General features: G+C 66.3%; 16 protein-coding genes. 7 read left to right on the forward strand and 9 right to left on the reverse strand.

The genetic code is table 11. The features are described from left to right. Window positions 1–176: 176 nt before the first annotated feature. From KA248_15090 to KA248_15100, 3 genes are all read right to left on the reverse strand, one after another. Window positions 177–662: a PaaI family thioesterase gene (locus KA248_15090; GenBank protein MBP7831232.1), complete on the reverse strand. Its 486-nt coding sequence runs from the start codon at window positions 660–662 to the stop codon at window positions 177–179. Window positions 663–807: 145 nt separating this feature from the next. Next, window positions 808–1413 carry a thioredoxin family protein gene (locus KA248_15095; protein MBP7831233.1) on the reverse strand — a complete coding sequence of 202 codons (606 nt, stop codon included), beginning with the start codon at window positions 1411–1413 and terminating at the stop codon, window positions 808–810. Continuing rightward, entirely contained in the window at window positions 1410–2180 is a 771-nt protein-coding gene (locus KA248_15100) for a hypothetical protein (protein ID MBP7831234.1), read from the reverse strand. Before KA248_15100 ends, KA248_15095 begins: the two co-directional genes overlap by 4 nt. A 173-nt stretch (window positions 2181–2353) precedes the next feature. Here KA248_15100 and KA248_15105 point away from each other — a divergent pair, with 173 nt between their 5' ends. From KA248_15105 to KA248_15125, 5 genes are read left to right on the forward strand one after another with little or no spacing between them, the layout of a single operon-like run. Beyond that, window positions 2354–3352 carry a hypothetical protein gene (locus KA248_15105; protein MBP7831235.1) on the forward strand — a complete coding sequence of 333 codons (999 nt, stop codon included), beginning with the start codon at window positions 2354–2356 and terminating at the stop codon, window positions 3350–3352. After that, entirely contained in the window at window positions 3349–4341 is a 993-nt protein-coding gene (locus KA248_15110) for a DUF362 domain-containing protein (protein ID MBP7831236.1), read from the forward strand. Before KA248_15105 ends, KA248_15110 begins: the two co-directional genes overlap by 4 nt. Beyond that, complete coding sequence (locus tag KA248_15115) at window positions 4338–6098, forward strand: 4Fe-4S dicluster domain-containing protein (protein ID MBP7831237.1); 1761 nt, start codon at window positions 4338–4340, stop codon at window positions 6096–6098. Before KA248_15110 ends, KA248_15115 begins: the two co-directional genes overlap by 4 nt. A gap of 29 nt (window positions 6099–6127) precedes the next feature. Beyond that, entirely contained in the window at window positions 6128–6499 is a 372-nt protein-coding gene (locus KA248_15120; GenBank protein MBP7831238.1) for a hypothetical protein, read from the forward strand. Beyond that, complete coding sequence (locus KA248_15125; GenBank protein ID MBP7831239.1) at window positions 6489–7679, forward strand: aldo/keto reductase; 1191 nt, start codon at window positions 6489–6491, stop codon at window positions 7677–7679. Before KA248_15120 ends, KA248_15125 begins: the two co-directional genes overlap by 11 nt. A gap of 72 nt (window positions 7680–7751) precedes the next feature. Here KA248_15125 and wrbA read toward each other — a convergent pair whose 3' ends face one another. The 4 genes from wrbA to KA248_15145 form a co-directional block, all read right to left on the reverse strand. Further along, window positions 7752–8369 (reverse strand): NAD(P)H:quinone oxidoreductase, encoded by a 618-nt coding sequence (gene wrbA / locus KA248_15130; protein ID MBP7831240.1) that lies wholly within the window; start codon window positions 8367–8369, stop codon window positions 7752–7754. Window positions 8370–8594: 225 nt separating this feature from the next. Further along, window positions 8595–9032: a single-stranded DNA-binding protein gene (gene ssb / locus KA248_15135; GenBank protein MBP7831241.1), complete on the reverse strand. Its 438-nt coding sequence runs from the start codon at window positions 9030–9032 to the stop codon at window positions 8595–8597. 183 nt (window positions 9033–9215) lie between these two features. Then, entirely contained in the window at window positions 9216–9929 is a 714-nt protein-coding gene (locus tag KA248_15140; protein MBP7831242.1) for a hypothetical protein, read from the reverse strand. Continuing rightward, window positions 9907–11058, reverse strand: a complete 1152-nt coding sequence (locus KA248_15145) for a hypothetical protein (protein ID MBP7831243.1) — start codon at window positions 11056–11058, stop codon at window positions 9907–9909. The genes KA248_15140 and KA248_15145 overlap by 23 nt, the downstream gene beginning before the upstream one ends. Between KA248_15145 and KA248_15150 the strand changes: the two genes are divergently transcribed. Beyond that, entirely contained in the window at window positions 11059–11973 is a 915-nt protein-coding gene (locus KA248_15150) for a KTSC domain-containing protein (protein ID MBP7831244.1), read from the forward strand. It begins immediately after the preceding gene. Window positions 11974–12242: 269 nt separating this feature from the next. Here KA248_15150 and KA248_15155 read toward each other — a convergent pair whose 3' ends face one another. Further along, window positions 12243–12557, reverse strand: coding sequence for a hypothetical protein (locus KA248_15155; GenBank protein ID MBP7831245.1), 315 nt, complete (start codon window positions 12555–12557; stop codon window positions 12243–12245). A 389-nt stretch (window positions 12558–12946) separates the two neighbouring features. Between KA248_15155 and KA248_15160 the strand changes: the two genes are divergently transcribed. Beyond that, window positions 12947–13204, forward strand: coding sequence for a hypothetical protein (locus KA248_15160; GenBank protein ID MBP7831246.1), 258 nt, complete (start codon window positions 12947–12949; stop codon window positions 13202–13204). A 124-nt stretch (window positions 13205–13328) separates the two neighbouring features. Here KA248_15160 and KA248_15165 read toward each other — a convergent pair whose 3' ends face one another. Then, a complete protein-coding gene (locus KA248_15165) occupies window positions 13329–14084 on the reverse strand; it encodes a HAMP domain-containing histidine kinase (GenBank protein MBP7831247.1) in 756 nt (251 codons plus the stop codon). Window positions 14085–14278: the final 194 nt, after the last annotated feature.

Here is a 14278-nt window from a genome sequence, read left to right on the forward strand (position 1 = left end):
TTCGTTGGATAGCCCATAGAGAGCTCCTTTCTGTAACCTAGTATATATACTAGGTCCTGAATACCAAGAGAAAAAAGCTCGTTCTCTTCAGGCCATGTCGCGGACTAGTAAAGGGCCAAACACGAGCGGGCGTCGCAAGCGACGCCCCTACAGCCCCTGCCTGGCTGAAGGATTAATCAGCCGGGGCCGACGAGTTCCAGCGGGTTCAGCGTGTCCGGGCTGTGGACGAAGTCCTTCTCGCTCAAGCTCGCCATGCCGGCGGGCATCGGCATGTACTTGCCGGACGCCGTCAACAACTCCTGGCCGTCCTCGCCGCGGACCACGCCCTCCGCCAGGCAAAGCCGTGAACTCGCGCGGGTCACCCAGCCCTCGACCCGCACCTTCTGCCCCACCCCGATGGGCGCCTTCAGGCGGGTGGTCAGCTCCGCGGCCACGCAGACCTTCCGGGTGGCGACGATGGCCGCCCAGGTCATGACCTCGTCGAGAAGCGTGGCGGCGATCCCGCCATGCACGATGTGCCGGTACCCGACGTCCTCCCGGCGCGTCGTGTAGTCGAGGATCACGCGCCCGCGCTCCAGCCGGGAGCGCCGGCGCAGGCCGTGCGGATTCTCCTCGCCGCACACGAAGCAGGACTTGGTCCAGGGCAGCCAGCCGTCTTTCATGCCGTTTCCAATGTTTGGAAAAAACCGTCTGATTTTTTCCAAACATTGGAAAAAACGCGAGAGATTTTTCCAATCATTGGAAAAAACTCGGCGGGATTTTCCAATGATTGGAAAATCCCGCCCGCCCCCCGCGCGGCCCGCCGGGTCAGTACTTCACCGAGCAGCCGTAGGGCGCCGTGACCTTTTTCTCGACCGGCTGCCCGGCGCGCGCGGCGTCCAGCGTGACCTGCACGTAGTTGACCGCGCCCGGGATGTCCGCCGGATCGGTCGAGGGCACGCTGTCGATCGCGCCCTGGTAGATCAGCTTGCCGTCCGGATCAATGATGAAAATATGAGGAGTCGTCTTGGCGCCGTACAGGCGGCCCACCTTGCCGTCTGGATCCAGCAGGACCGCCGTGGCGGCACCCTTCCGCTCCAGCGCCATAGCTGCCATCTGTTCCGCCGCGTAGTGGCCCTGCTTGCCCGGCGCCGAGGAGCAGATCGCGAGCCACGCGACGCCCTCGTCCGTGTACTTCTTCTGCAGCGCCTGCATGTGGCCGCCGCCGTAGTGCTTCTTCACGAACGGGCAATCGTAGTTGAACCATTCCAGCACCACGTATTTCCCGCGGAAGGAGGACAATGCATGGGTCGCGCCGGTTACATCCGCGAGCGAAAAGTCCGGCGCGGACGTGTCCGGACCGATCTCCGCCCAGACAATAAGGGCCAGGCCCACGACCAGGAGAATGACCGCGATCAAGGCATACTGCTTCATGGTACGGCTCCTTCTGTTTGCGTTTCCGTTTCCACGGGAATATCCACAGCAAGGCTCGTGCCACCCGCCGCCAGGATCCCCGTGATCCGTTCCGGGAAGGATTCCGCGAGGGGCGACAGGCCCAGCCGGATTTCCGGCAGGGCCTGCGGCACGGAGGCGGTGGCATAGTCGAACACGTTGGGCAAAGCCGGGAAGAAGGTTCCGCTGGCCCCGGCGGCTAAGCCGGCCGGGGGTTGTGCATGCAGGCTCACTTCCGTGCCCCGGCGAAAGGCCCGCAGGGTCCAGCCCTCGGGCTCCGCGGGCAGGCGCGCCCGCGCCTCGGCCATCACGCGCTCGGCTTCATCGCCGGCTCCGGCGGCGCCGTCCAGCCGCACGAAAAGGCTGGCGGTTTCCGGCAGGCAAAGATCGTTGCACACGAGCCAGGTGATCTTCAAGCCGATGTCCGCCGCGCCGCCGGGCCAGGAGACCGCCGCGGTCATCGGCGCCAGGAACGTCACTTCGTCCTCGAACCCGAAACTGACCAGCCCCTCGGACTCGAATCGCTTCGGGGCGGGCATTCGGAGTTCGCCGGCGGAGAGGCCCTCGGGGAGCGTCCAGGTCAGGCGGGGCTTCATGCCGGTGTCGCCGGGATTCAGCCAGTAGGTGTGCCAGCCCGGATCCAGGCGAATCTTCACCGCCAACCATACCGTCTCGCCGGGCCGGATCGCGGACGGCTCCGCCCACAGTTCCGCTTCGCTGTACCGCGCGCGGACGGGCGCGGCTGCCACCGAACGGATTCCCGCCAGCAGAAGCAACCACGAAACTATTGTCCGCACTCGAGTCATGTCCAAAACAAAACCCACTTTTCCCGAAAGTCAAACGCTCCACCGCTTTTACGAATCTCTTGTTTAACCCGGGCGCGTGTTTCCGTATAGTGGCGCGGGTTTACGGGGATCCGCGCATGGCGAAAAAATCGAGCTGGAAAGAAACGCTGGCGGGGTTGGCCGTCCTCGGGGTGCTGATCGGCATCGGGACGGGAGTCTACCTCGAGCAGTTCCGGTTTCATCCAGCCGTCCAGGCGCAGGCTTATCCCGATTTCCAGCGCCCGTCTGTCCCGCCGCCCCCCCCACCCGCGCCGCCGTCCCGCGTGAATCCGCCGGACGGCCTGGCCGCGCTCGGCCCCCCGGAGTTCTTCGATCCGGACACGCTGTACGAGAAGATCAACGGCCGCGCCGAACTATACCTGCCGGCCGGGTTCCAGTCGCTCGAGTGCCGCCGGATCGGGAAGCCCGACGACCCGGAGGGCGCCCTCGAGGTGTTCCTGTACGACATGGGTTCGCCCCGCGCGGCGTACTCGGTCTTCAGTCTCCAACAGCGGGAGGAGGCCGAGCCGCGCGACTTCACCCGGTTCGCCTACCTGGCCGAGAACGCGCTGTTTTTCTGCCACGGGCGCTACTACGCGGAGATCATCGCGGGATCGGACAGCGAATCCGTCCGCGCCGACCTGCGCGCCGCCGCCGCCCGCCTCGTGGCGGACCTCCCGGCCGAGCCCGCCGACCTGCCGGAACTCGCGCTGCTGCCGGAGGCCCACCGGCTCGCGGGCCATCCGCGGCTGTACCTGGCGGACGGGCTGGGCTTCCCGGGGCTCGATAACCTTTTCGTCGCCGACTACCAGGTCGGAGAGTTCCAGGCGTCGGTGTTCGTCTGCGCCCGCGCAAGTGAGACGGACGCCCGGGAACTGGCGCGGGCCTACGAGAAGGCCGTGCTCGAAGACGGCGCGGTGCCGGAACCCGCGATTCCGGAACTGCCGGAAGCGCGCCTGATCAGCGTGTACGGCACGTGGCAGGTCCTGCTCCCGCGCGGCCGGTATTTCGCGGGCGTGTACCAGGCCGGCGACCGCTTGACCGCGGAGCAACTGGCGCTCCTGCTCGACCGCCAACTGGAGGAGGCCGCGCGATGACGAAGGAGCCCCTCGATCCGCGCCGGCGCGATTTCCTGGCGCGCGGCCTGAAGGCGGCGGCCGCCATCGCCGTCACGGGCGCGGTGGGCCACAGCTTCGGGTGGCGCGCCGGCGGAGGCCGCCGCGAAGACGCCGGCGAGTGGAGCGTGCCGGATTTCTCCAAGCCGGGCCTCGAGCCGCGCCTGGGCATCGTGACCGGCCCGGACCGCGTGAGCAACCTCCGCCGGGCGATGGAAGCCCTGGGCGGCTGGAACTCCTTCGTGGGCCCGGGCGACGCCGTGCTGCTGAAGGTCAACGCCGCGTTCGCCTCGCCGCCGTCGCTCGGGGCCACCACGCATCCCGATCTCGTCGCCGAGGCCGTGGCGCAGTGCCGTCGCGCGGGCGCCGCCCGGGTGGTGGTGACGGACCATCCCATCAACGAGCCCGAATCGTGTTTTGAATGGACCGGCATCGGCGCGGCGGCCCGCGCGGCCGGGGCGGAGGTCTGGATCCCGCGCGAACGGGACTTCGCGCCGGTGACGCTCCGGGGAGGACGCCTGATCCGGCGCTGGCCGTTCCTCCGGGCGCCTTTCGAGGGCATCCACCGCCTGATCGGGCTGGCCCCGGTAAAGGACCACTTCCGGAGCGGCGCGAGCATGACGCTGAAGAACTGGTACGGCCTGCTGGGCGGCAAGCGCAGCGTGTTTCACCAGGACATCCACGCGCTCATCGCCGAACTCGCGCAACTGGTCCGCCCCACGCTGGTCATCCTCGACGGCGCCACGACCATGGTCCGCAACGGCCCGACCGGCGGGTCGCTCTCGGACCTGAAGCCCACGCAGACGATGATCGCCGGCACGGACCCGGTGGCCGCGGATGCCTTCGGCGCCACGCTGCTGGGGCGGCAGGCCGCGGACCTTCCCCATCTCGTGCGCGCGGCGGCGGCGGGGGCGGGAACCGCCAGCTACGAGTTGCTCAATCCCATTCGAATCCAGGCGGGACCTTCATGAAGATCACGTGGGTGCGGCGAATCAGCCAGGCGTTTTTCCTCCTGCTTTTCCTGTGGTTCTGCATTACGGCCACCGTCGGGACGGATTGGTGGAAGCTCCGGGGCTGGCCGGTCAACTGGTTCCTTCAACTGAACCCCCTCGTTGCGCTCGGACACATCCTCGCCACGGGCTCGCTGCATCCGGGCATGGAATGGGCCATGCTCACGATCGTCCTGACGGTGATCCTCGGCCGGTTCTTCTGCGGCTGGGTCTGTCCGTTCGGCACGCTGCACCAGGCGATCGGGTGGCTGGGCCAGCGCCGAGCGTCCCCGGCGGCGAAGGCCTTGCGACGCGCCTTCCGGCCGGCGCAGCGGATCAAGTACTACCTGCTGGCCTTCCTGCTGGCCGCGGCCGGGCTCGGGCTCCTGGGCATGCTGAACCGGGCCTTTGCCGCCGGCACCCTCCAAACGGGATGGTTAGATCCCCTGTCCTTCATGCATCGCGCCGTGAATCTCGTGCTGCTGCCCCTGGCCGACCGCGGGGTGCGCGTGCTGTGGATCGGCGCGCGGGTCTATCGCGGCGCGGCGCTCATCGGTGGGCTGTTCCTCGCCGCGCTGCTGGTCAACCTGTGGATTCCACGCTTCTACTGCCGCTACCTCTGCCCGTTGGGCGCCTTGTATGGAGTCCTGGGCCGGTTCGCCCTGTGGCGCATCGGCAAGAAGCAGGACGCCTGCTCGAACTGCCTTCAGTGCGAGACCGATTGCGAGGGCGCCTGCCAGCCGGCCGGCCGTATCCGCAGCCACGAGTGCGTGCTCTGCATGAACTGCCTGCACACATGCCCGGACGACCTTGTCGGCTACCGGACGGCGCGCTCGGCCTCGGGCGAACGCGCGGGGCCGGACCTCACGCGGCGCGGTGTCATCGCCTCCCTGCTCGCGGGCTTTGCCATCGGCCCCCTGGGCCGGCTGGCCGGCCGGCGCGATCCCCGTCTGATCCGCCCGCCCGGCGCCCGGACCGAGCGCGATTTTCTGTCCCGCTGCATCCGGTGCGGCCAGTGCATGCGCGCCTGCCCGACGAACATCCTGCACCCCGCGCTGACCGAGGCCGGCCTCGAAGGGTTCGGCACGCCCGTGGCCCATTTCAGCATCGGAACCGGCGGCTGCCAGCTCCGGTGCGTGGCCTGCGGCCAGCTCTGCCCCACGGGCGCCATCCGGCCGTTGAGCCTGGACGAGAAGCTGGGGCGCGGCGTGTTCGGCAACAAGGGTCCCGTGAAGTTGGGAACCGCCTTCGTGGACCGAGGACGCTGCCTGCCGTGGGCCATGAACCGGCCCTGCATCGTCTGCCAGGAGAATTGCCCGGTCAGCCCCAAGGCCATCAGCATCCAGGAAATTTTCGAATCCCTCCCCGGCAGTTTCCGGACGGCGGCCCGGGCCGACCAGCTCACCGTGTTTTTCGAGGACGCCGCGCCCGCGCCGACGGTCCGCCTTTCGGACGACCTGTACTGCCGGATCGTCGGCGATTCCGACAGCGAGCCGCGCCGGGTCGTGGAATGCGGGCCCGGGCAGTGGGGCATTGACCCCAACCATCCCTGGAATGTACCGCCGCCCAAGGGCGTCGGCGCGGAACTCCTCGTGCGCCTGCAGCGCCCGGTCGTGGATCCGGCCCTGTGCATCGGGTGCGGCGTCTGCGAAAGCGTGTGTCCCCTCCCCTCGCTCCGCGCCATCCGCGTGAGTGCCGACGGCGAAAGCCGCGAGCCCGAAGCCGGTTTTTTGCTGTAACGGTCTATCCCCGGCGCGCCGGCGCGGGTATGAATGAACCGCAAGGCACGGGAGAGACCATGCAAAGCGACACGAGATTTCTTGAACACCGCCGGAAGCTGGCCTCCTCCTGGAAAATCGTGGCCTGGATGATGCTGGCCGGCATCGCGGCGCTGGCGGCCTGGCTTTTCTTCTCTGTCCCCTGGCTGGCCAATCCCCTTTTCGTCGCGCGCCGGATCTCCGCCGGGGACATGGAGCGCCCCACGCTGGAACTGATGGCGGCCGTGCTGCCGATCACCATTTTGATCCTGCTGGGACTGATCGCGGCGATGATCGGACTGGGGTTCGCGATCTTCGCCAACGAAAAACGATACCAGCGGATCATCCGCGAACTGGAGGCCCGTTTGCGCCATGACACCTGATGCCGAAGCCATCACGCGCCGGTCTTTCCTCCGGACCCTGACGCTGGCGGGCACCTGTCCCTGGCTTCCCCGCGCCGTCCTGGCGGAAACCGCCTCCGCCCTGATCCCCCTGCGCCCGCTCGGGCGGTCCGGCATAGAGGTTTGTTCGCTCTGCCTGGGCGGGATCTTCGATGTCCCGGCCAACCAGCACATCCTGCACCGCGCCCTGCAACTGGGCGTCACCTGCTGGGACACGGCGGACTGCTACCAGGGCGGCCGCAGCGAGACCGGGTTCGGGCAATTTCTCGAGCGGCAACCGGAGGCCCGGAAGAAGGTGTTCTTGATCAGCAAGTCCGATGCGCGCGACCCGGAGGGCCTGACGCGCCTGCTGAACCGATCGCTCGAGCGGCTGCGCACAGATTATCTCGATCTTTACCTTATCCACGACCTGCGCCATGCAGACGAAATGAACGGAGACATGCAACACTGGGCCGAGGCGGAAAAACGGGCCGGCCGGATACGCCTTTTCGGGTTCAGTACGCACCGAAACATGGAGCAGCATGTACGGGAGGGGGCGAAGCTCGGTTGGATCGACGCCATCATGACCTCCTGCAATTTCCGGCTGCTCCAGCAGGACGGCATGAAGCAGGCGCTGGAGCAGTGCCGGGCGGCGGGCGTCGGGGTGATCGCCATGAAAACCCAGGGTGGCGGGCCGGTGCTTGAGGGGGCCGACGGCGACATGGCCAGCCAGTTCCGCGGGAGGGGCTTCACCGCGGCGCAGGCCAAGCTGAAGGCCGTCTGGGAACAGCCCTCGATCGCCACCATCTGCTCGCAAATGCACGTGATGCGCAACCTGGAGGAAAACGCGGCGGCGGCGATGGACCGGCAATCCCTGTCCCGGACCGACCGCGAGCGCTTGTCCCACTTTGCGCGGGCCACCTGCTCCGGTTACTGCGCGGGCTGCGAAGACCTCTGCGGCGCGGCGCTGAAGGGCCGCGTGCCCGTGGCCGACGTGATGCGAAGCCTGATGTACGCCCGGGCCTACGGGGACATCGAACGCGCGCGCGAATGCTATGGCGCCATCCCCGCCGCCGCCCGCACACAGCTTCTTTCAATGGACTTCACCGCGGCCGAGCGCCGATGCCCGCAAGGCCTGCCTCTCACGCGCCTCGCGCGCGAAGCCGCCGCCCTGCTGGCCTGACAAAAGCTGTACGGGCCCACCTGATTCACCTGCGGCGCAAGGCCGCAGGGGTCTATGCACATGGAGCCCAGCCTATCCGCGCAGCTTGGCCGCGATCTGCGCGACATGGCGGCCCTGGAACCGGGCTATGGCCAGTTCATTTTCACTCGGCGAACGCGAACCGTCTCCGCCGGCGATGGTGCTCGCGCCGTACGGCGTGCCGCCGCTGATCTCCTGCATGTTCAGCAACCGCGGCTCGGCGTACGGGACGCCCACGACGATCATACCATGGTGAAAGAGCGTGGTGTGGAAGCTCGTGATCGTGGTTTCCTGGCCGCCGTGCTGCGTCGCCGTGCTGACGAAGACGCTGCCAACCTTGCCGACCAACGCGCCCTTCATCCACAAACCCCCGGTCTGGTCGAGGAAGTTGCGCATCTGCGCGCTCATGTTGCCGAACCGCGTCGGCGTGCCGAAGATCACAGCGTCCGCCTCCGCCAGTTGATCCGGCTGGATGACCGGCACGCGGGCGAAGGCCTGGCGCGCCGCCTTGGCGCCGCTCTTCACCAGCGCCGCGTCAGGCATCAACTCCGGCACCTGGAACAACTTGACCTCGGCACCCGAAACTTCCTTTGCCCCGGCCGCCACCGCCTCGGCCATCTTGTACACATGACCATAGGTGCTATAGAACACCACATATACTTTCGCGCTCATGGATCTCCTTTCGTCCGTCCCGGACAGGCCCCAAAGGCCGGCCCCGCCCCGGGCGGCCCCGGCCCGCTGGAGGCCATTTTGGTCCATGCTACCACAACCGCGGGTTTATTCAACCCGACCCGGACCGCGGAGGCCTCGCGGGCCTCCCGCCGCTCGGGGCGGCGGGGCCCGCCTGGATACCATCCGCACGGCCGTCTTTGCGCGCCGGGCGCCCGCGCCCCGCCGCTACCGGGCGGAACTCCGCGCCGGCGCCGCACGATCCGGCCGCACGGGCGCCTTCTTCTCTTCGTCGGCCGCTTCGTCCGTCGACTGGCTCGGGCCGCCGAGGAACATCACCCGCTGGGCCCGGACTCTCAACTTCGACCGCTTTTCACCCTCCTCCGTCTTCCACTGGTCGAACTGGAGCTTCCCCTCGACCATGACCGGCACGCCCTTGGTCAGGTACTGCGCGCAGCTCTCCGCCTGCCGCCCCCAGACGGCCACGTCGACGAAGCACACGGACTGCACCGCCTGCCCATCCTTGCCTTTGTACTGCTCGTTGATCGCCATGCCCAGGTCCATCACGGACTCCCCGGATTTCGTGCGCCGAATCTCCGGATCGCGCGTTACGTTGCCCGCCAGGATCACACTGTTGACCGCCACCATGACCGTGTCTCCTTCCATGTGTTGCCTTTTTTCATCCGGCCGGCGCTCACGGTCGCCGGCTTCACACATAAGAAAGGAGCGAGGATCCCCGCATTCCACGGATTTTAAAAAAAACTCATAGCGCGAAAGTGCAAGGGATTAAAGTTCCGGGCGGGCGGAAGCGGGGTAATGATCAGTGCGGGATTCGGCGCAGCGCTAGAATCAACTCTTCCCGCGCTTCCCTTTCCGGCCGGGCATCTTGTATGGCTTGCGGGGCTCGGCGGCCAGGGGAAGCTCATCGGGTTGAACGGCGGGGAACTCGCCGCCCGCGCCGGCCTGCTCGAAAAAAGAGGCGGCCACTCCATCCATCCATGCGCGTTCCTCATCCCGGTATTCGTGCCGCGGATCGAGGGGGTGAATCACGGGCGGGCCCGTCCGGTCCGCCCCGCCGGCGGACATCGCCGCACCGCCCTTTAAGGCATCGAAGACGGCCAGCGCCTCCGACGCTTCGGGGCCCGGCAATTCATCCACGAACCAGCTGCGCCCCAAGCTGGCCGCGGGCAGAAGCCTGGCGTTCCAAAGGCAGAGCACGCGGAGGGGGCTTTCGCTGCGCGGGGTCCGCCACTCGCCCGGCAGGGCCGGCACGGAAAACCGAGAGAAGGGCGCCGCCAGGAACAGGCCCGGCCGCGCTTCCCGCAGCACAGCCAGGTAACACAACCGCGCGGACGTCGCCTCCGCCTGCGGGTGCATGAGCCGCACCTGGCCGGCGGCCGCAGGTGGACCCGCCTCCAAGAAAGCTCCCGGAGCCGCCGGCTCCGCCTCTTCCGGGTCGTCGCGCAGGGCCAGGTCCACGGACCTCTCCCGCAGCCATTGCCGCAATCGGCGCGTTCGCTCCGTTTCCGGCGCCACGGCTTTAATGCAGGGAAGTTTCTTCATAAGTCATCGCCAGGGTAAGAAGTTCCGCGCAGCGCGGTTCGCTTTGGGCCCACCCCTGGACCCGTTGGTGGAGCGCCTCGAGCGTCAGCACGGCCAGGAGGCGTAGCGATTCCAGAGGATCCTCCGGGTATTGTTTCTTCAAATCGGCGCCCAAGGTTTCCACGAGGCTTTTCAACGCCGCAAAGGCCTTGCTCTTGCGGCACCCGGCGGCCTGTTCGACCAGCGGATGGTTCAGCGGCAGCCCCAGGTGCCTGGCGAGGAGAATGACACGATCCCGCGCCCCCAGCGCGGCGAACCACTCCTCGGCATATTCGCGAGCCAGGGCTTCATACTCGCGGCGCGCGACTTCGTCCGACGGGCTCACCATATCCGGCAGCAGATCCTCCAGGGTCAGGGTCCCGGTTCCGTCCGGCGTAAACGGGCTGGACAGAGAGACCTGCCGGACCGGGGCGGTCTCCCGTATAAGAAACTCGCGAGCGGCCTCGCGCATCAACAGCACCGCGCCGCCAGCCACAGCACGCATGGGGGACGGCGAGTCGGGCGGGACACGGCCAAATAGCCAGTCCTTGTAACGCTTTCCGTCCCGGTTTTGACGGGCCGTCATATGGGTCTCCAGCAAGTGCCAGCTGTCCCGCGCGCTCAACATCGCGCCTTCCGCCGGCGTGTTCGTCCGGAAGGCGTAACGGCGGATGAAGCGCCGGAAATGAAACTCCGCGAAGCCCATGAGCGCCTGCTTCACGGCCGCCGGGCAAAGCCCCAGAGCGCAGAGGGCGCGCCACTCTCCCCACGCCGCCGCATCCAGCCACTCGGGATGTTCACGCTCCGTCCAGGCGGCCAGTTGCGACGCGGGATGCTCCCGAGTTCCTGCGGATCCCGCCTGACGCGGGGAAACCGTCTTTTGCCGCTTTCGGGCCGATCCGCTGCCTTCTTTCTTCATGTCCCTCCCCGGCTTCGGCATCCGGTCTGCACGATCCCGGAGCTGCGGGCTCACCATAAGAAAGGTAGAGGGCCCCGGAAATTCCACAAGAAAAAAGGACCCACCCCGGCCGACGCCCAGAAAAAGGTTGATGTTGGCCCGGATATTCGTTTCCATCTCCTGAACACAACCTACATTCTGGAGGAGGCGCATATGGCGGCATCAGGCAAAATGATCGGTATCGTGGCTGGCGCGGTGGTGGTGCTCCTGCTGGTGGCCTGCGGGGGCCTGGTCTTTCTGAACCAGCAGCAGGCCCAACGGGCGGCCGGGCTGGAGGACGCCGTTCTCAAGACCGCCGCGGCCGCGGGCATCGAGGATCTGACACCCGAAGGCCTGAAGGATGCCGCCGCGCTGCAACGCGTACAGGACACGGTCCAGGCCCAGCGCCAGGAACTGGGCACGACCAAGGAGGCCCTGACGACGGCCGGCACCGAGGCGGCGAACGCCAAGGCGGAAGCCGCGGCGCAGGTCCAGAAGGCGCAGGAACAAGCGGCCAGGGTGACCGAGCTGACGGAGCAAATGGCCGCGAAGGACACTGAACTTTCCACGGCCAAGGCCGCGGCGGCGAAGGCCGAACAGGAGAAAACAGCGCTCCAGCAGGAAACCGCCAAGCTGAAAGCCGATGCGGAAGCCGCGCAGAAGAAGCTCGCGGAAATCGAGGCCGCCGCCGCGCCTGCCGCGACCGGGGGCGAAGGCGAGGCGGCCGTCGAAGTCGCGGGCGCCGCGGAGGAACCCGCGGTCGCCGCCGAGGCGGCGGAAGAACCCGCGGAGGAACCGGAACCCGCGGGCCGCGACATCGGGAAATCCGAGATGTTCCGCAGCATCAAGTACACCGCCGCCGACCAGGTGCTCGTGCTGAAACTGGCCGACGGGCAGAAGCTGACCTACAAGGACGTCCCCGAGACCGTCTACGGGGGGATGCTCAACTCCACGGACATCGACAAGTATTACCGCTTCAAGATCCAGGGCGTCTTCTCCAGTACCCCGGAAGACAAGCAGGCCATCCGCGACTTCTGGCGCAACATCAATAACAGGCCCGTCCGCGGCGATCTCAAGGTCATCGAATAGCGACGGCGCCGGACCGCCGGCACTCGGCGGGCGAGTGGCGGAACTGGCAGACGCGCAGGACGTAGGAACGCCTGGGCTGCTTTCTGGTTTCCCGGCGTTTATGCGGTTTACCTTGTTACTGCAAGTGTTTCCAAAGGTTCCATACGGGGCCATAGTGGCCATGGAACATCCATAATGGGTCTAGTTTTGTTACCAGTTTGTGACCGAGTTGTGACAACTTCTTAACAGAAAGCCTCCCCGACATGCCTCGGAGGGAATCTGCACCGCCATCACGCACTGACCTGTTCCCGCCCCGCATACGGGTGAACCCCGTATTTTTTCTCCCGCAGGTAGCCCGACGGGTCGTATAGCAGGTCAAGCTGAAGCTGCGAGCCGGCATGGAGCAGGTTCACCGGAGGAGGCGGGGCAAACCAGTCGTCGGGAAAGGGGCTTCTACGCCCTTTTACAGGCACAGGAATGGGGCAGTACGCCATCTTGTAGCCCAATAAACTCGCCCACACCCTGTTCGTTTCCACGGTCTTCACGAACTTGGCCCCAACCTTGCGCTTGAAGCGTTTGCTGCCTGGGCAAGCTGCCGAGAACATGTCATACCAGGTACGGGTGAGAGGCGGTACGAACGGCGTCGCAGAGCTCCGCCCTCCAGTGGCAGGAATCATGGAGGGGCGAGCTCCTGCGAGCCCGAAATCTACCCGCATTCACCCGGATTTGGTATCACCCAGCTTCCTGTCATCCTGCTCTAGCCTCTTCGCGTCCTCGGCCGTCTTGACGCGCACAGCCCTGGAAGCCTGTATCTCCCGCTTCCTTTCGCCCTGCAGGTAGGCCAGCGCCGCCATCACCGCAAGACAGGACGACTGATGGCACCCCAGCAACACAGAAAGATGCCTCGGCCTTTGCCTCGCATGGGCAGCGGTTCGGAGTAGCGCAGGAGCCACGACATTCGGCCGTCCGACCTTTTTCTGGCTGTTACATAGCCGTGAACTCCCTGGGCCGCCCCTATCCCGCGGGCCCGGTCCTGCACCGCCGCTGGGCGGCCTGGCGGGATTCAGGAGCGCTCAAGGCCATGATCCAGACATACGTCGCCAGCTTGTCGAAAGTACAACTGCGGACGTGGCGGACCCGGCTGGACGGATACGAGGCGGGCTTGCGGGGGCATAGCCACAACCAGCCGATGGCGTGGCTGATGGTCAACCGGTTCTGGTACGAAGCTGTCGTTGTCCCGTTCAGGTTGTAGAGACAAGTAGGCCATCGGAATACTCTGGGCGCGCTATCGCACCGATGTCACGTCGTCGCCATGCGACAGCAAGACGAGGCGGGAGGACCGTTCCCGTACACCGCGCAATAACATTTCTGAAACTTCACATATACCCATTGGGACAGATTGGAAATCGCAAGACGACGGACGTGCCGAGCCCAACCTGGCTGGCCAGTTCCACGCACCCGCCGTGCTGCAGTACGATGCGCTGCATGATGCTCATTCCCAACCCCCGGCCCTCGGGCTTGCCTTGCGTGAAATAGGGATCGAAGGCATGCCGCTGTATTTCAAGGCTCATGCCGCACCCGTTGTCCAGCACCTGCAGCGCCGCCAAGTCCCCGTCACGCTTGAGTAACACGCCAACTTCACCCGGCCGGCCTTCGCACGCCTCCACTGCATTGATCAATACGTTTTGCGCCGCTCGCATGATCAGCGTCCTGACCCCGCGAATCGGAAAGTCCTCGCTTCCCATGGCGGCCCATATCTTAACCCCCCTGTTTTCCGCCCATGCGGAAAAAGCCTGGATCATTTCCCGAACCAGTTCTTTCAGGGATAACCGCTCCATCTCCTCCTGCGCATCATGAGCGCTTAGCCCAACCAGCTCCGTCATTTCCGCACAGCGCTGGAGGCTCCACTCTATATTGCGTAAACCTTCGTTGACTTCCGCCTCGAAGGCTTCAGACACCACCCCCTGCTCGTTGAGCCGCCGGCCGAGCAAATAGAGGTGGCCCTTGGCCACGGTCAGCGGGCTGCGCAGATCGTGCGCCCACTCGGCCATCTGCTGCGAGACGTCCCCATGCGTTAAATGCCCTGGCCGGCCTTGCTCTTTCGAGGCTTCATCTCGTACGGTTGTGTTCATAGCGGGTGTATCGTTCATCTCTGGAGCCCGGGGCAGCTCATGGAGCCGCCGAAAAGCGGGGAGCGATATCCAGGAACAACTGCTGCCGCAGTTCGTCCGGGGCGGTCACGTGCGACCCGGCGTTGACCAGCAGGACGCTTTCCAGCCCCCGCCCCAGGGCCGTCCGCCGGAAACCGGAAAAGGCCGGGGTCTGC

The sequence above is a fragment of the Kiritimatiellia bacterium genome, from assembly GCA_018001225.1.
Classification (GTDB): Bacteria; Verrucomicrobiota; Kiritimatiellia; order CAIQIC01; family JAGNIJ01; genus JAGNIJ01.

What these genes read in the sequence shown, in the direction of transcription:
- KA248_15110 (MBP7831236.1), top strand. Translation starts at nt 3,349, where the DNA reads ATGACGAAGGAGCCCCTCGATCCGCGCCGGCGCGATTTCCTGGCGCGC.
- KA248_15125 (MBP7831239.1), top strand. Translation starts at nt 6,489, where the DNA reads ATGACACCTGATGCCGAAGCCATCACGCGCCGGTCTTTCCTCCGGACC.
- KA248_15095 (MBP7831233.1), bottom strand. Translation starts at nt 1,413, where the DNA reads ATGAAGCAGTATGCCTTGATCGCGGTCATTCTCCTGGTCGTGGGCCTG.
- KA248_15145 (MBP7831243.1), bottom strand. Translation starts at nt 11,058, where the DNA reads ATGCGCCTCCTCCAGAATGTAGGTTGTGTTCAGGAGATGGAAACGAAT.
- KA248_15150 (MBP7831244.1), top strand. Translation starts at nt 11,059, where the DNA reads ATGGCGGCATCAGGCAAAATGATCGGTATCGTGGCTGGCGCGGTGGTG.
- KA248_15115 (MBP7831237.1), top strand. Translation starts at nt 4,338, where the DNA reads ATGAAGATCACGTGGGTGCGGCGAATCAGCCAGGCGTTTTTCCTCCTG.
- KA248_15120 (MBP7831238.1), top strand. Translation starts at nt 6,128, where the DNA reads ATGAATGAACCGCAAGGCACGGGAGAGACCATGCAAAGCGACACGAGA.
- ssb (MBP7831241.1), bottom strand. Translation starts at nt 9,032, where the DNA reads ATGGAAGGAGACACGGTCATGGTGGCGGTCAACAGTGTGATCCTGGCG.
- wrbA (MBP7831240.1), bottom strand. Translation starts at nt 8,369, where the DNA reads ATGAGCGCGAAAGTATATGTGGTGTTCTATAGCACCTATGGTCATGTG.
- KA248_15105 (MBP7831235.1), top strand. Translation starts at nt 2,354, where the DNA reads ATGGCGAAAAAATCGAGCTGGAAAGAAACGCTGGCGGGGTTGGCCGTC.
- KA248_15165 (MBP7831247.1), bottom strand. Translation starts at nt 14,084, where the DNA reads ATGAACACAACCGTACGAGATGAAGCCTCGAAAGAGCAAGGCCGGCCA.
- KA248_15090 (MBP7831232.1), bottom strand. Translation starts at nt 662, where the DNA reads ATGAAAGACGGCTGGCTGCCCTGGACCAAGTCCTGCTTCGTGTGCGGC.
- KA248_15155 (MBP7831245.1), bottom strand. Translation starts at nt 12,557, where the DNA reads ATGTTCTCGGCAGCTTGCCCAGGCAGCAAACGCTTCAAGCGCAAGGTT.
- KA248_15140 (MBP7831242.1), bottom strand. Translation starts at nt 9,929, where the DNA reads ATGAAGAAACTTCCCTGCATTAAAGCCGTGGCGCCGGAAACGGAGCGA.